This is a genomic window from Chitinophaga silvisoli (genome assembly GCF_003412465.1).
Taxonomy (GTDB): domain Bacteria; phylum Bacteroidota; class Bacteroidia; order Chitinophagales; family Chitinophagaceae; genus Chitinophaga; species Chitinophaga silvisoli.
This window is the reverse complement of the sequence record NZ_QTJV01000007.1, coordinates 301395-318227: the sequence shown is the minus strand read 5'-3', so window position 1 is coordinate 318227 and position 16833 is coordinate 301395. Positions and strand designations below refer to the sequence as shown.

Here is a 16833-nt window from a genome sequence, read left to right as displayed (position 1 = left end):
GCTTCGAAGTAAAGATAGAATTTTTATCTTTGCCTTATCGTGGGAAAATTACGCCTATACATATTAATGGGTCTCTTTACTTTGCACACCATTTCTTTTGATCAGCTTTTAAAGCTGCCGGTATTGGTGATGCACTATATAGAGCATCGTGCACAGGATGGAAATCTGAGTGTGATGCAGTTCCTTTCCATGCATTACTGGGGACATGACAACAATGACAACGACCAGGATCGTGATGACCAGTTACCCTTCAAAAAAGTAAACAGCACAACCGTTCACCAGGTATTCACACCACTTGCCAGGATTACATATCTTAAAGTACAGGCAGTGTCAAATATAGCCATTAAATACCCCGAGCCGGATGAAGACCGTCTTCCGAATCCAGCTGCCAGCGATCTTTTCCGCCCTCCACGGGTTTAATCTCCTCTTATATATTTCTTTGCAAAGGAAGGATTTCTTCCTTCAATTTCTATTTGATCGAATCTGATATATTATGCTAAATAAAATAATTAGCTTTTCTGTAAAGAATAAGCTGATCATTGGGCTATTTGTTATTGCCCTCATCGGCTGGGGCACTTACGAAGTGACCCGTTTACCAATTGATGCGGTGCCGGATATTACCGACAACCAGGTACAGGTGATCACCGTATCGCCTGCCCTCGGTGCACCGGATGTAGAGCGCCTTATCACCTTCCCTATCGAACAATCCTGTAGTAATATCCCGGGGCTGAAACAACTGAGAAGCTTTTCCCGTTTCGGGCTCTCACTGGTGACCATTGTATTTGAGGATGAAACAGATATTTACTGGGCACGCCAGCAGATCGCTGAGCGACTGGCACAGGTGCAGGATGCTATTCCTGACGGCATAGGCAAGCCTGAAATGGCCCCGGTGACTACAGGGCTGGGTGAAATCTACCAGTACGTAGTAAGGCCCAAAAAGGGGTATGAAGGTAAATACTCTGCGATGGACCTTCGAACTCTGCAGGACTGGACTGTACGCCGGCTTCTACTGGGTACGCCCGGGGTGGCGGATGTGAGTAGTTTTGGCGGGGAACTGAAACAATATGAGATCGCTGTACGCCCTGAACAGCTCAAAGCGTATGGTATCACTATCGCAGAAGTATTTGATGCGCTGGAAAAGAATAACCAGAATACCGGCGGTGCCTATATTGAAAAAGGACCAACCGTACTGTATATCCGGAGTGAAGGCTTGACGGGTAGTCTGGCCGATATTGAAAAGATAGTTGTAAAGAACCTGGGCAATGGGGTACCCCTGCTCATCCGTGATGTGGCAGAAGTGCACCTGGGTGCTGCGACCCGCTATGGTGCCATGTGTTTCAACCAGGACGGTGAAGTAGCTGGTGCAGTGGTGATGATGCTGAAAGGTGAAAACTCTTCGGCGGTGATTAAGCGGGTAAAAAATAAAATAGCGGAGATTCAAAAGGCGCTGCCCGAAGGTGTGGTGATTGAGCCGTTCCTGGACCGGACGAAGATGGTAAATAATGCGATCCGGACGGTGGAACACAACCTGATGGAAGGTGCGTTGATTGTGGTTTTCGTATTAGTATTCTTTTTGGGTAATCTCAGGGCGGGGCTCATTGTATCATCAGTGATTCCGCTTTCCATGCTGTTTGCAATTATACTGATGAACAAGTTTGGTGTGGGTGGTAACCTGATGAGTCTTGGGGCGATTGACTTCGGGTTAATCGTGGATGGAACGGTAATCGTGGTGGAAGCGATCCTGCACCGGTTTTCGCACTCCAAACATTTCAGGAATACGAACCTGATCACACAGGAGCAGATGGATAAGGAGGTGAATACCAGTACTGGTTTAATGATCCGTTCTGCTGTATTCAGCCAGATCATCATCCTGATAGTATATTTCCCGATCCTGTCTTTGCAGGGTATTGAGGGCAAGATGTTCAAGCCGATGGCATTGACGGTGGCTTTTGCCATCCTGGGTGCCTTCCTGCTGTCTATCACGTATGTGCCGATGATGAGTGCATTGTGCCTGAATAAAAAAATATCCCATAAGGCCTCCCTGGCAGATAAAATGATGACCCGTATTGAGCGTTTCTATCAGCCCCTCCTGAGTCGTGTGCTGAATTTTCCCAGGTCCATCATTGCTGCTATCTGCGTATTGATGGTACTGGCGGTGATTGTACTGGGGCAAATGGGTGGTGAGTTCATTCCCCAACTGGAAGAAGGTGACTTTGCTGTAGAAACCCGACTGCTTACAGGTAGTAACCTGAAGACGACGATCAAGGCGACACAACAGGCATCCGGTATCCTGCTGAAGGAATTCCCTGAAGTAGAGAAGGTGGTGACCAAGATAGGAAGTGCGGAAATCCCGACGGACCCGATGCCCCTGGAAGCTGCCGATATGATGGTGATCCTGAAAGATAAGAAGGAATGGACATCGGCAAAATCTTTCCCTGAGCTGTCGCAGAAGATGACTGCAGCATTATCTGTAGTGCCGGGTGTCAGCGTAGGATTTCAGTTTCCCGTACAGATGCGTTTTAATGAGTTGATGACCGGTGCCCGTCAGGATGTGGTGTGCAAGATCTTTGGTGAAGACCTGGATTCCCTGGCATTCTATGCGAACAAACTGGGGGATGTGATCCATACTGTAAAAGGCGCGGTGAACCTGTATGTAGAGAGTGTGACAGGTATGCCGCAGATTGTAATCAATTATAACCGCGATGCCATGGCCCGGTATGGCCTGAATGTGAGCGACATAAACAGAGTGGTGAATACGGCTTTTGCCGGTCAGCGTGCAGGTATTGTATATGAAGGTGAAAAGCGTTTTGATATGGTGGTCAGGTTGGCGGGTGAGGCGAGACAAAATATTTCTGATGTCGAAAACCTGCTGGTGCCTGCGGCGAATGGTATCCAGATCCCGCTGTACCAGGTGGCAGAGATCAGGGAGATTGAAGGTCCTAACCAGATTCAGCGCGAAAATACCCGTCGCCGTATTATAGTTGGTTTCAATGTAAATGGCCGGGACGTTCAGACCATCGTACAGGAGCTGCAACAGAAGGTGGCGGCAACAGTGAAACTGCCTTTAGGTTATTCTATCGTCTATGGTGGTGCATTTGACAATCTCACAGCTGCTAAACAGCGCTTATCTGTCGTGGTGCCGATTGCGTTATTGCTGATTTTCCTTTTATTGTATTTCGCATTTTCTTCTATCAGGCAGGGCTTGCTGATTTATACCGCTATTCCATTATCTGCTATTGGTGGCATCTTTGCTATGTGGCTGCGCGATATGCCTTTCAGCATCTCTGCGGGTGTGGGTTTTATTGCACTCTTTGGGGTGGCGGTATTAAATGGGATCCTGCTGGTGAATGAATTTAACAGGTTGAAGAATGAGGGCTGGCATGATGTGCGGCGAATTGTAATTCATGGGACCAAATCAAAACTGCGGGCGGTGCTAATGACTGCACTGGTGCCATCTCTGGGCTTTATTCCTATGGCCGTCAGCACCGGTGCGGGTGCAGAAGTACAGAAACCACTGGCCACCGTGGTTATAGGTGGTTTGATTATATCTACTATGTTGACACTTTTTGTATTACCTGTCTTATATATCCTTTTTGAAAAAGGATTCCGTTTTTACAGGAAGGGCGCTGCGGTAGCGGTCCTGTTATTGATTGGTACGGGTTTGCAGGCGCAGGAAAAAATATCCCTGCAGGAGTCACTTGATCAGGCGGTTAAAAACAACCTGCATATCAAAGCTGCGAAATCAGGTGAGGATTATTATGCCATGCTCCGTAAGAGCAGCTTTAATCCTGAGAAGACGCAGATCGGTGCTGAATATGGACGGATCAACAGCATGGCGAATGATAACAGGTTTACTATCTCCCAGGGCATTGAGTTTCCTACCGTGTACAAACGACAGCGTGACCTGGGGATCGCGCAGTGGCAGATCAGCCAGGCGAATACCCGTAACGCCGAGAATGAGCTGAGGGCGAGGGTGAAATCTACGTTCTACCTCCTGCTGGCATTGCAGGAGAAAAAGCGTCTTTTGATGGAAGCTGACAGCATCTATGCCGCCTTTGTTGCAAAGGCAACGCTGCGTCTTAAAACAGGTGATACAGATGCACTGGAAAAAGCGACGGCTGAGAACCAGCGATTGCAGATTGCTTCGCAGCTGGCGATGCTGAATACGGATTATAATGCGGCACTGCGCTTATTTGGTGTTTTATTGAATAGCAGTACACCTGTACTGCCTGTTGCAGATAGCCTGGTCTACCATCCGGCGGCGCTGCCGGAGAATACCAACAATGCGCCGCTGCTTCAATTGCAGCAGAAACAACTGGATGCTACAAATGCGGAATATAAACTGGAGAAAAGTAAGATGCTGCCTTCTCTTAATGTGGGGTATGCGAACGGCAGTTTTATCGGCTATCAGAATACAACAGGTGCCGAGGAATATTATGGCAGTGGCACCCGTTTCTCTGCTGTAAGTGCAGGTATTGGAATTCCTATTTTTGGCGGAGCGCAACGTGCCCGTATTAAAGCAGGCAATATCCTGATACAGCAACGGCAGCAGGAACTGGCAGCGAACAGGCAACAACTGGACCAGGAACTTAACAGGGCTTTGAATAACTATTACAGGTACCAGGAGTTGTTACAGACATATACACTGGTACAATTGCCAAATGCAAGGATCCTGATAGAAGGTGCTAATAAGCGTTTGAGCAGTGGGGAAAGCAGTTACCTGGAATGGACAATCCTGATCAACCAGGCCATCGAAACACGCAGCAATTATTACAACCTGATTATAGCCCTGAACGATGCCGCTTTTGACATCGAGAAAATCAGCGGAATTAACTAACTCATTTAAATACTCATCATGAGGGATATATTAAACGTTCTTGCAGGCTCACTGATCATCATGACCGGCTGTCATTCTTCAGCCGATAATAAGGAAGCAACCAAAAACGAGATTGCAGACAGCAGTAATAACACGGTGCAGCTCAGTTCCATCCAGGTGAAAAATGCAGGCATCGTTACCGGCAGACCTGAACTGAGACAGATGCATACTTCCCTGAGGGTAAGTGGTGTTATTGACGTACCACCACAAAATCTGTATTCTATCAGTATTCCATTAGGCGGTTACCTGAAAACGATGAACCTGTTGCCTGGTAGCCAGGTGAAGAAAGGTCAGGTCCTGGCGATACTCGAAGATCCGCAGTATGTGCAATTACAGGAAGATTACCTGGTGGCAAAGAGTAAACTGGCTTTCCTGGAAGCGGACTTCGCCCGCCAGCAGGAACTGAATCAGTCCAAAGCAAACAGCGATAAGGTACTGCAGCAGGTAAAGAGTGATTTCGAAAGCCAGCAGGTAATCGTTCGTGCTCTCGGGGAAAAGCTGCACCTGATCAATATTAACCCGGCCACGCTGCGGTCTTCAAACATCAGTCGCCAGATCAGTATCCTGGCTCCGATCAGTGGTTTTGTAAGTAAGGTGAATGTGAATACAGGTAAATATGTGGCACCTACTGATGTATTATTTGAATTGATGGACCCTGCAGATCTGCATCTGAGTCTGACAGTATTTGAGAAAGACCTGTCGCAGATCAGCGACGGTCAGCAAGTGGTAGCCTGGGCGAATAACAGTAATGAAAAGTACCAGGCAGAAGTCCATTTCATTACCAAGGGGGTAGATGAAACGCATGCAGCAGAAGTGCATTGTCACCTGAAGAAGTATGACAAGCGCTTGGTGCCGGGCATGTTTATGAATGCAGAAATTGCGCTGAATAATGCACAGGTTACAGCCTTACCTGACAATGCAATTGTAAAGTGGCAGGGTAAGAATTATGTGTTCAAAGTAGATACCGGCAATACTTATAGGATGCTGCCTGTAGAAACAGGTGCCCATACGGACGGTTTTACTGAAATCAAAACCAACCTGCCTGAGGGATCGTATGTGATAGATAATGCCTATCCGGTTCTTATGAAAATGAAAAATAGCGGAGACGAGGAATAATGCTTAGCAGGGGCTGGCTTTTTTGAAGCCAGTCCCTATATTGTTTTACCTTCTTTGCCGAATTCTTTCCTGATACCGGCCAACAGGTCTTTTTGCAGAATAGCGTTGTCTCCCCTTTTCAATGCTGCCAGACAGGTATGTCGCGATACATTGATGATGGCTCCACCTGTCATTTCATATTTCTTAGCGATCTCTGATAACTGTATCCCTTCTTCCATGCTTACATGTGAGGGAAAGGATTGTTGCCATAGGCGTTCCCGTTGTACAGGGCCTGGTACCGGGAAATAAATCATGGATTGAAAACGCCTGCCAAAAGCTTCGTCTATATTTGCTTTCAGGTTGGTAGCCAGGATGACCAGTCCGGGAAAGTCCTCAATTCTTTGCAGCAGGTATGCCACTTCCTGGTTGGCATAGCGGTCATTAGAACTTGTGGTATTACTTCTTTTTCCAAACAGGGCATCGGCTTCATCAAAGAATAAGATCCAGTTTTTGTTGACCGCCTGGTCAAATACACCGGCCAGGTTTTTCTCTGTTTCTCCAATAAATTTTGACACCACCATGGACAGGTCTATGCGGTATACATCAAGTCCGAACGTCTTGCCCAGTAAACAGGCTGTTAAAGACTTGCCGGTACCCGGAGGGCCGTAAAACAATGCCCTGAAACCGGGTTTTATTTTTGCCTTCATATTCCATTCATTGAGCAAGGTGGGACCATGTTCTACCCAGGTTCTGATATCTTCCACTTCGTCCATGGTGCGTTCATCCAGTACAAGATCTTCCCAGTTTAAGCCGGTATCAATTCGTTTAGCAGGGAAGTTGATGTTGTAATCCGGTTTGTGGGGAGTACCCAGCGTAAAGTAGCTCAGGTATTCATTTGTTATCTGCAAAGCCCCGCTTAGGAAAGGTTCGCTTGCCGGAGCAGATTGGATACTTAAAATATTGTGTTTTGCGAAGAAATGGTCTGGCCCCAATATCTGCTGGAGTAAGAATCGCTGTTCCAGCTGATCGCCGGCAATAATAAAAGCGGCTGTTTCGCCGGTAGGCAGGAAGCCTCCGTGTTGGGTGCCTTTGATACCACCGAATTCAGTAAACCCCCGGTCGTATGTACTGTTCCGGAGATAAAAGAGGTCCAGCAGCTGTGGTTGAATATGTGGTGCGAGTGCCAGTAATAATAAAACTCTTTCAGGGACGGTAATATTGTAGTGGCGTAAGATTCTTGCGTACACCGCATCATCATCCGGCAATTCCGGCGGCGCAGGGAAGGTGGCAGTACTCTTTTCAAAGTATTGTTGCATGCGTACTTCCAGAACTTCTCTGAGCCATGCCAGCTCCTGTTGCAACACGCTGGCATTTGAATTAATCAGCAAGGTGTCCATTCTGTATAAAAAAATTTATCTGTCCAGGAAGTCCTGATCATTCCATAACTCCAGGGCAGGGTTTGTAATATTATATCGTATCCGCGGGGGGTGACACGTTGAAACCAGGCATCGTCTTTCTGCCATACCAATCCTTCACGTTGCAGGAAACTGGCGCGAAAGCTCTCTACACTACTATTCTTCATTTTCTCCCATTGCTGGATGGCGGCCAGGATGAGTTGTTCTGACAATGCTTTTTCATCATCTGTGATAACCGTGTCAGGCTCAAGGGGAAGTTCCAGCGGGTAATTGCAAAGGATCTTATTCAGAACCAGTTCGTGTTCTGCATGACCGGTTTTCCCATCTACCAGCAATTGCAATAAGCGGATAGCCTTTTGCCGGGCCTGTGAATCTATGAACTTCCCGTTTTGTAATAATTGCAACCTGTTGAAGTAGGTATAGAAAAAAGGATGCAGCAATACGAGTCCTGCATTATTGATGCGGAGCCCTTCCTGCTCTGATGTCGCTATTTGTTTTTTTTGCACCGGTTCAGGCGTTGGAGGTTGTAAGATACGGCGGGTGGCTCTTTCATCAAACTGTTGCAGGAAATCTCTCAGGGCTTTTTTGTATTGTTCCGCATCTTTGAGAATCAGCTTCCCTCCCAGCCATTGTAGATTAAACACACGGAACAGGTGTATGATCCTTTCTCTTTCCAGGTTGTCGGCACCATATTGTACCAATTCTTCCTGGATTTCTTTCAGCATGCTTACGGTGACAACAGGCAGATCTGCCATTAGTGACCAGAACTCTGATTCTCTCAGTAACAGGGCAATCCTGTTGATGGCAGGGGCGGTCTGTAAAACCTGTCTGTAGAAACGGTTCTTATCGCTTGTCTTTTTCCAGATTTCAATGAAGCTACCTGTTTGCTGGTCGTTCAATGTCTCCTGCAGGTACCGGATTGTATCCTGCTCGGTATACTCGGCCAGTTGCTTATTGATTTGTTCTTCCAAAGGGTTTACCGGGTAGGAAAAGAGCTGGTGCATACGCAGGCGGATGTGCGGGAAACGGATTGATTTCTCCCAGAGAGAGAATAGCAGCACAGCGCGTTTCCTGTAGAGCAGGATGATCGCTTGTTGTAATAATCCATTCTGCAGGCCGGGCTGGAGTTGGGTGAACCAATAGGGCAATGGTTCGCCGCTCAGGAATTGGGTAACCAGGAATACTGCTTGTTGCCATACCTCTTCCCTATCCGATTGTTCGGGAATCGTATCATATGCAATCCAGGACGCAGGTAATGGCACATTGGGTCCGTATGGATCAAGGATCCGCCGTACCATAACATCGCCGGAGGTAACTAAGAGAAAGTAAGCCAGAACGGCCTCGCGTGTAGTGGCTACAGTGGGTGAAACGTCTGAGAATTTCTCTTCGTATAGTTCCCTGATCAGCGCAGCCAGCGAACCTGCCGGGATTTCTTTTTTATAAAAGATCAGGGCCTGTCTGAAGGTGTACAGCAGGCGGATATAACCAATATTGAAGTGATGGGCCAGTTGTTCCAGGTTACGGCGGATGAAGGTCTTCCTGTTGAACTGTCCGCTGTTGTCAGTGACCAAATAATTGAGCACAAACAGCCATACCATTTTTTCAAACTCCTCCTGGGTAGCTTTTACAGCAGGTCGTTGCTGTTGCAGCATGAGTACATTGGCAATGTAGCCGTAGATAAACTCCGCCTGGTCAGGTTCCAGCAAGGTAATCAGCTTTTCGAGGGTATGGCGTGAAAAGTGATAGACGATACGGCGTAGTACGTAGTCCGACTGGCTGATGTTAATTATTAACCTGCTGAACCGATCGGGTGTGGTTGTCATCAACCGGATCATGTATTCATCCAGCAAGGCTCCTTCACTGTTTTCGGCCCACCATGGCAGGGTACCTGTCAGCAGGTAGTGCTGCAACAGGGCATAGAGCCGTTCCGTTTCATCTTTAAAATATAGATTGCCGATATCCTGTGTAACGAGTTCCAGCTTGCCCTCCAGTGCATCGCGCAGGGCGGCGATAATGCGGTCGGTGATCTGTTGTTCAAAATTTTCGTAGGCTATTTCGCCGACATCCAGTTCCAATCGTTCTATCCATACACTTTCTCCATTTGCCCCCAGCTGATTAAACAGTGCAGCAGTAGCCGGTTCAATGCTTTGATTGAACACACGGCTGATCCTGTCCTGCAATTCGCCGGCCAGCTCCCTTTCTGTAAAGGTCGCATCCATTACTATCTGCTTTATTTTATGCGAGAAAGTCAAGCAATTTATCTTTATTGTTTGGATTGAAATAGGCGGCTTCGAAGCTGCGCATATCATTCACTCCCAGCCAGCGGAATTTTAATTTATATTGTGGAGGTGTCAGGTCCCTGAATAATGATTCTGTAAATCTCCTGAACTCTTCGTACTGACACCTTGCTGGCCATCCCGGGAGTACTACGGTGATATTAAACTTAAAGAAGGATTCTGGTAATACATGCCAGGGAGTGGCCATTACAAAAAACTCTATCTGACCATTTATGTCAAGGCCGGCGATGGCCGCTTCTCTTTCTGCAAAAGTGAGGCGTTGTTCCTCTTTCAGTATTTCACCCCTGCGGTTTTTTACCCGGTAGCCATAGACAGGATCTTTGAAGGAGGGTTTCAGTAATATGTGCTCTACGATATAAAATCCTTCCGATTGTATACTGATATCTTTAAGATGCCGGATCATCGACTCCTTTGCGGCAAGAGCATCATCGTGATTGCTATGTTTTGCTACTGCCTGCCAGATGCGCTGGCCAGGGGCCTTATACAATACATATCCCTGAACTACCCGGTAATGGGCCGGCTCTATACCATGCCGCAATAAATTTAATGGCTGGTGTCCGAAATAATACCCTTCCTGATCAGGGGGAATCTCGCTGACTACATGGATGATTTCACCGCCTTCATGGAGGGTGAATTGTTCTGAAGGATGTTCATTCGTGGTTCCCAGGTGCGATTGTTCAAATACATCGGTGAGTCGCTCGCCCTGCTCCCGCTGCATATATAGCAATTGTCGCAGGGTTTCCTGATAGCCGCCTGCTTCCGCCTGCAGGCGGGCATACATCAGGGCCGGGAGTTTTTTCAGGAGGTTTTGCTTCCAGGCCAGGGTGGTAATACCGCCATATAAACGCTGATAGAGTGTAATGGGATAAGGTAATAAAGGGAGATTAAAGCGGGCGAGTAAGTGGTCCAGAATAGCTTCTTTACTGGCATCTGACTGAACTGCCAGGGGCTCATAATCCGGCGACAGCAGGTCTTCCACTCCTGGTACATCCGTCAGTGCCTGGGTGAACCTGGTTTGTGTTTTGGACGGTGAAAAGATATGAGGGATATTGCCCAGTTGTGCGCTGTAATTGGCAAGAATCTGTTCAAAGAAGAGCAGGTAGCCTTTCAATTGCCTGGCCTGGGCCTTTCGTTCCCTGGGGGCATCCCTGGGAATACCTTCATGTCCGATACCATAGATGGCCGGGAAAAAATGCTGTATGCTATAATAGCGTCCCAGGTCCCTGAAAACGCTCTGAAGGGAGGTATCGGCCATCGCCACCTGCTGACCGGTATAATGCCTTTTTCGGACCTCTTTTATGCGCTCAAATACATTCCAGAACAGGGCATCCTGGGAATGGTGTTCCACCTGGTCACTTATGATGCTGATGTCGTTCGTATTATTGCTGATATCCACCGAAGGAAAATATCCGGCAGGAATCTGTACCGGCTTGTTCCTGAAGTTCTTTTCATCGCTGGAGAGATACAGGTATTTTACCTGCAGCACATCGTCAAGGCTGGAGATAGCCTTTGTCAGCTCTGCGGGATCTACCTGGATCCGCCTGGGTTTCAGGTCTTCATCCGGAATAAAACCACCGGAAAGCAAGGGGCCCGAGTATATTTCATCCGTTGTTTTATTCATTGCCAGCAGTTCAGCTTCTGAGAGGAACCTTACCGGAGGATGAATGGTCTGTTCTATCGTATTGCAGATATAGGCCAGGGTTTCTTTGACAGGTTGTTTGCCATTGACCAGTATTGCTGCTTTAATAGCTATATTGAGGGGACGTAATATGATGATCTCTTCGTAATTTTCACCCAGGTTGCGGTAGCGCATTAAACAGCGGCGTACATCATCTTCCAGCTGATCATAATTTTTGCTGGCGGTAATGTTCTCATCCGGTTGTACCAGCACTTTAAAAATGCCTTTACAGATTGTGCTACCGGATTTACTTGTCACCGGTTCTATCCATACCTGCTCTACGCCCTCTACCTGGCCCAGGAGCAATTTGCAGAAGTCTGCGATCGTGACCGGGCCGGCGCTTAATATTTCGCCCTTGTTAAAGAAGGCGTGTGCCTGCGGATCAATACGTCCATTAGGCCCTGCCAGGATCTCCTCAATCGGGAAACTGGTTTTGTAGCCGAGGTCTGTAATTGCAAAGCAGAGTTGTTCCAGCATGGTCACACCCGGATCGTGGATATTATAATCAGTCCAGATATGCCCGGAGAGTTTTTGTACCAGTGCCAGGGCTTCTTCGCGCAGCTTGTTATAATCGAAGCGGCTATCTTTCTGAATTTGTATGGGCTTATTGTTCATCAGTGATAGCATTCTGCAGGTAAGAAAGACTCGTCGTCCCAGAGGCGGGTGATCCTGTAGTATATTGCTACTCCTTTGCCATAATTGCTGTTTGTACGCAACTGTAGCCGGTAATTATGTGTGCTCCCTTTCCAGCGCAGGCGCAGTTTGTTCCAGAAGAACCCATAGTGGGCACCGGTACTGTTGATGCTGTTATGGCCATTGCCGAAGGTACTTACAGCAATTGCATGCAGGATGGCAAACCGGCCGGTGTTGACTACACCCACGCGGGCCATCACTTCCATGGCCTGGCAGTTATTGAGATTTTCCAGGATATTATGCCATTTACCGTCTGCAGGTATTGTACCACACATATAGTTGCCTATCCGGCCTTCCATAGATGCAAAGCCATTTACCTGCAATTTGGTATTTTCATCGCAGGGAGCCCCCAGGCCCATGCTGCCATTCATATGCAGAAAGAAACTTTGCGCATCGCGTTTTACTTCTTCCGTTTCTGTTGTAAATGCCTGCATACGCATGGCTGGCCGGGAACGCTCATCTTTTTCCATCATGAAAAAAGGGGCCTGATCGTCGGTATTGCGATAAAAAGAAATTAATCTTGAAGAGGTGCCCATGGCCTTGATGAGCAGGCCGTTCTCTTCATCCTTTGCAAAGCCGTCTTCCTGTTTATTGATGGCGGAATCTATCAGGTAGCCGAAATGCGTTTCTGTGGGAACTTTCCCATTTTTAAAATGTTCTTTCAGCTCTTCTCTTCCTAATGTTTTTGAGGCCATAATGCAATTATTTTGAGTGAATGCTTAGTCGTATCATTTCTCCTTCCATATCCAAAGTATCATCTGTATATCCGTACTCAGGCAATGGTTTCCTGCCTACTATCATTTCCTCGCCTGTTATCATGCTGTTGATGCCCATAGGTGCGGGTTCCCTGTATCTCATTTCATCTGTTACATTGATGCTGTGATGATCCGCAGGGATTAATACGGCTCCGGGTGTGGATGGCATGATGAAGTCTACATCCTGCACGGCAGTATCCAGTACACAATGCAGGTCTCCTTCCTTAAAAAAGTGTACGATAGAAAATGCTGTCATATACGCTACATAAGGTAGTTTCCTGATAAAGCTCATCAGGTCTGCCTTATATATTTTACTGCCGATATTCAGGTCTGCACCTTTGTCGTATAGCCATGGCGTGAGGAAATGATGTATGTCTTCCTGGATCCGGACCAGGTAATAACTGCTATCTTTAGAATTGAAGACCACATCGCAAATCACTTTGACACGTTCGTATACCGGGTTGTGTACCGCCACTTCCATATAAGGCGGCAGCAGTCCTTTTATATAATCCCGGATGCTGTAGAGCGTGGCCAGGTCTGCCCTTGGCTCAGGCACCTGTTGTTTGGGTACGACTATCAGCTGCAGCTCAGGTCCTGCATCCTCATGATTGGCGATATACTTGGCGATGAGCAGATCAGGATAGGCTTCCAGTACCATTTGGATGACATCTACACCCAGTATAGGCCTGTTTTTATGGCGGAGGCGCTCGCTTACGCGCACATAATATTCCTCCTTTGTTTCAGCGGGGCGGCCGCCAAACGACGGAAAGAACTGGTACACCTGTTGGATCCCTCTTATTTCTTTCTGCAATGCTTTGATGGATAAGGGGGGCAGACTTGTGCTGACGGTGGTGCCGGCCTGTTCACGCCTTACTATACCTGCGTTGAGGAAGATACCTTTCACCATGGGTCTTGTAGCCGGCGCATCCGTACAGGAAAGTCGCAACCATTGTATACCGGCTTCCAGCCTGGTATGTCCGCCGGCATCCAGGATGGGCATTTTCAGTACGATGATACCGCTGCGTATAAAATTCTGCGTACTATCTGCCAGTATATGGTGCTGCTCCAGGGCGAGCCATTTATCATTGTGCAGGTAGCTCCAGTAATAGTTTTGCAGGGTACCCGTAGTGTCGGAGTAGTATTTTTCTTCCAGCTGGAATAAGAAGGATAAAACTTCCTGCTGCTTTACATTGTCCAGGCCGATATACAGATTCGCAGCATGTTCAAACCCGGGCAGCAGGGTAAATTCAGACTCATTTGACTGTGGAAAGCATAGCCTGTAACCAAAGGGGTAAATATGATACAGGGAGGTATGCTGTTCTGCTTCGTTTACCAGTTCCGGGCGTAGCATTTGGGTATGTTCCAGCTCATAGTCTACGGTAATGGATTTTACAAGTGGTATATAGGGTGGGTTTGGAATAGGACGTTTCTTTGCCCACTTGCCCGCATTATGTGTCACTACCTCCGGGAACAGTTGTGTATAGAGCCGCTGGCCAAAAGCCACCGGGGGATTGGTAAGTTCAAGCCTGACTACACCGTCTTCATAGTAATTACTTTTCAGGGGTGTGTTGTTAAAATTGATCCTAATGAAATCGATATGCTCTATATCCGTTTTTTCGGCTAATTTTTTGTCGTGGCCTATTTTGAATAAGGGGAAGAGCTGGCGTTTTTCTTTTGCGGGCATGAAGACACCGTCACGCATGTTACTCATGCTTACCTGGAACGCATCGTTTGTCATACCGGCGTGATAATCGGCATACCACTTATTGAATCCACCTTCTACCATAGGCAGGTCCAGCCATTCCAGCTGCAGGCAGAACTGTTTGGTGTACCTGTTAAAGATATTGGCATTGGAGATCTGTAAATAACTGCCGACAGCAGGCGCAGGTCCGAAGAGCTGAAAGGGATTGGCGGCACTCAGTGGGCCGACGTTATTGCGTAGCTGCACGGCCCTGCATCCTTTTACCCTGGCATGGATGGTGATCCTGTCGAGTTGCAGGTATTGCAGGTATGAATATGGATGATGAAAGCTGTTGTTATTAAGCAGCACTTTTACCATAGGATGTGTGGTCCTGTATTGTTCACTATGCACCTTTTGATTGTATACAACAACCGGTGGGGCTGACATGCCGATCGTGAAAGTCAGCTGAATGCTATCGGATGTGAGTCTTGCAGTGTATTCTTTTACATACTGCCAGCCTTCGGGAGCCGTGTAATACACCTGGAAGGCAGCTGCCAGCAGTTCCCATTTCAACACATCTTCTTTTCGGTTCATGACAGCGGAGAGATTGGCGATATAAGTACTGAGCTTTTGAAAACTTTCTGTTGTGCCATATAGATGGATAGTTAGAGTTCTTACTCCTTCCTCCAGGTACAAAACCGGCGATGCCAGTATAAAGCCCATGGAGAGGATCTCCATGGTACGGCTATTGTCGCCCAGTTCCGCCTGTTCTTCCCCCAACATGGGCCAGGAGCTCACAGGTGGAGCATCAGGCAGGTAGGCTGCCGCAGTGGGTATTGGCAGTTTTTGCATATAGACCTGTGTCTCGATGACATCCTGTTGATCTTCACCACGTGCCGTGATCTGTTTATGATGACTTACGAATACGGTACGCAATGCTTTCAGCCTGGTCTGGGACACGGGTACGTCGAAGAGCAGCCGGAATAATACGGGTGGCTGTCCCTTAATCAGCTCAGCAGAGAACAAGGTATTCTCTGGGATGGTTTGATTGGGTGCTTGAGGAGCAGGTACCAGTATTACATGTGCATCATCTGGTCTCGCTGCTTTGCGTGGAATGCCCAGCACTGTTTTATAGTAATATTCCAGGTGCCGCTCTGTGAGCTGATTGATGCGCTGTTGCAGTTGTTTATATAGTTCCAGAAAGGTGAGCAGCAGACCGATATGCGGGTGATGTTGGTGCTCCGGTTCAAGTAAAGTGAGTTGTCTGCCAGCCGCGCTGGTTACCTGGTAAAACCTGGCACGCAGGCGGTTGTAAATTTCATTCAGGGACTCGTATCCCAGGAAATTATTGGTATACGGATCAGTAGCTGCCCGCTGCATACTTCTATCGAAGCTGCCAGCCGGATCGACTGTGTGTAATACTGTACCGGCGGGAAAGAGTGCCAGGGCCTGCTGTTCGTATGAAAGCAGGTGATACACATCCAGTTCCACGCTATCCATCACCTGATCGATATAGTTCCAGAAGGCTGCCCTGGTATCTGCCTGTCTGGCTAATTCCAGTTGATTGCCCAGTAGAATAGCTATCGAGTATAGGAGGTCAAATAAAGCGGTCAGTCCTTTTTGCAATTGTTCTTCATCGCCGGCATGCTCCAGTTCAGACCTGATGTTTTGTTGTGCTGTTTGAAATGCTCCAAAATCGAGCCGTGAGATGTATTCTAATTCTATGCGCAGGTCATGTTGCAGGAACTCTTCCCAGTGGCCCTGTTCATCGTTATTAAGGTCATAATACCGGATCTGTTTTGAAAACTCCATGAGCTCCATGAGCAGATCGCCGGTACTGCGGTCATCGATTTTTACATACGATGGATGCAATGCCGGCAGGTATCGCTCAGACTGCGTCACCCCGTCCCTGATATAGTCAAAGAGGTGCTTCATGTAAGACTCGTTCCCTCCAGGAAGTAAAACGGATAAACAAGGTTATGGCGGGTATTGGTAATGATGACAGTGTAGTTGAGTTGAATATGCAGGATCCCTGCAAGTTCGTCTCTGCTCAGTAATTCTATCGTTACATCCTTAACCCTGGGTTCGAAGTTCAGGAGGGCATAGTAGATCATGTGCTTTAGTTCTCCTATGAGGGAGGATGCGAATTTCTCGAACACGAGCTTTTTGAGATCACAGCCAAAGGTAGGCTGCATCAGTCGTTCGCCGGGGATAGTGCTGAGAATAATGCGAATGCTTTCTTCTATATCTGCGATATCTGATACCATAATGGCGGTGCGGCCTACCTTATCAAAAGACGGTGGGAAGCTCCAGCCGGTACCTAAAAATGATTGTATCTCCATG

General features: G+C 47.6%; 9 protein-coding genes. 3 read left to right on the top strand and 6 right to left on the bottom strand.

Annotation, left to right across the window (positions count from 1 at the left end; genetic code table 11):
• Positions 1–39: 39 nt before the first annotated feature.
• The 3 genes from DXN04_RS20035 (at position 40) to DXN04_RS20025 (ending at position 5992) form a co-directional block, all read left to right on the top strand.
• The gene (locus DXN04_RS20035) at positions 40–420 is read left to right on the top strand and encodes a hypothetical protein (protein WP_147320002.1); all 381 of its coding nucleotides are present in this window, start codon (positions 40–42) and stop codon (positions 418–420) included.
• A 73-nt stretch (positions 421–493) separates the two neighbouring features.
• On the top strand, positions 494–4837 hold the full coding sequence (locus DXN04_RS20030) for a CusA/CzcA family heavy metal efflux RND transporter (protein ID WP_116855166.1): 4344 nt from the start codon (positions 494–496) through the stop codon (positions 4835–4837).
• An 18-nt stretch (positions 4838–4855) separates the two neighbouring features.
• On the top strand, positions 4856–5992 hold the full coding sequence (locus DXN04_RS20025; RefSeq protein WP_116855165.1) for an efflux RND transporter periplasmic adaptor subunit: 1137 nt from the start codon (positions 4856–4858) through the stop codon (positions 5990–5992).
• A 35-nt stretch (positions 5993–6027) separates the two neighbouring features.
• On the opposite strand, the gene DXN04_RS20020 is transcribed toward DXN04_RS20025, so the two are convergent.
• Genes DXN04_RS20020 through DXN04_RS19995 form a run of 6 tightly spaced genes read right to left on the bottom strand, consistent with a single transcriptional unit; the run spans position 6028 to position 16832 of the window.
• Positions 6028–7368, bottom strand: coding sequence for an ATP-binding protein (locus DXN04_RS20020; protein WP_116855164.1), 1341 nt, complete (start codon positions 7366–7368; stop codon positions 6028–6030).
• Positions 7353–9605, bottom strand: a complete 2253-nt coding sequence (locus tag DXN04_RS20015) for a contractile injection system tape measure protein (RefSeq protein ID WP_116855163.1) — start codon at positions 9603–9605, stop codon at positions 7353–7355. Before DXN04_RS20015 ends, DXN04_RS20020 begins: the two co-directional genes overlap by 16 nt.
• A gap of 16 nt (positions 9606–9621) precedes the next feature.
• A complete protein-coding gene (locus tag DXN04_RS20010) occupies positions 9622–11976 on the bottom strand; it encodes a hypothetical protein (RefSeq protein ID WP_116855162.1) in 2355 nt (784 codons plus the stop codon).
• Positions 11976–12749, bottom strand: a complete 774-nt coding sequence (locus tag DXN04_RS20005; protein WP_116855161.1) for a hypothetical protein — start codon at positions 12747–12749, stop codon at positions 11976–11978. The genes DXN04_RS20010 and DXN04_RS20005 overlap by 1 nt, the downstream gene beginning before the upstream one ends.
• A 7-nt stretch (positions 12750–12756) precedes the next feature.
• The gene (locus DXN04_RS20000) at positions 12757–16425 is read right to left on the bottom strand and encodes a hypothetical protein (RefSeq protein WP_116855160.1); all 3669 of its coding nucleotides are present in this window, start codon (positions 16423–16425) and stop codon (positions 12757–12759) included.
• On the bottom strand, positions 16422–16832 hold the full coding sequence (locus DXN04_RS19995; protein ID WP_116855159.1) for a GPW/gp25 family protein: 411 nt from the start codon (positions 16830–16832) through the stop codon (positions 16422–16424). The genes DXN04_RS20000 and DXN04_RS19995 overlap by 4 nt, the downstream gene beginning before the upstream one ends.
• Between the last annotated feature and the right edge of the window lies 1 nt (position 16833).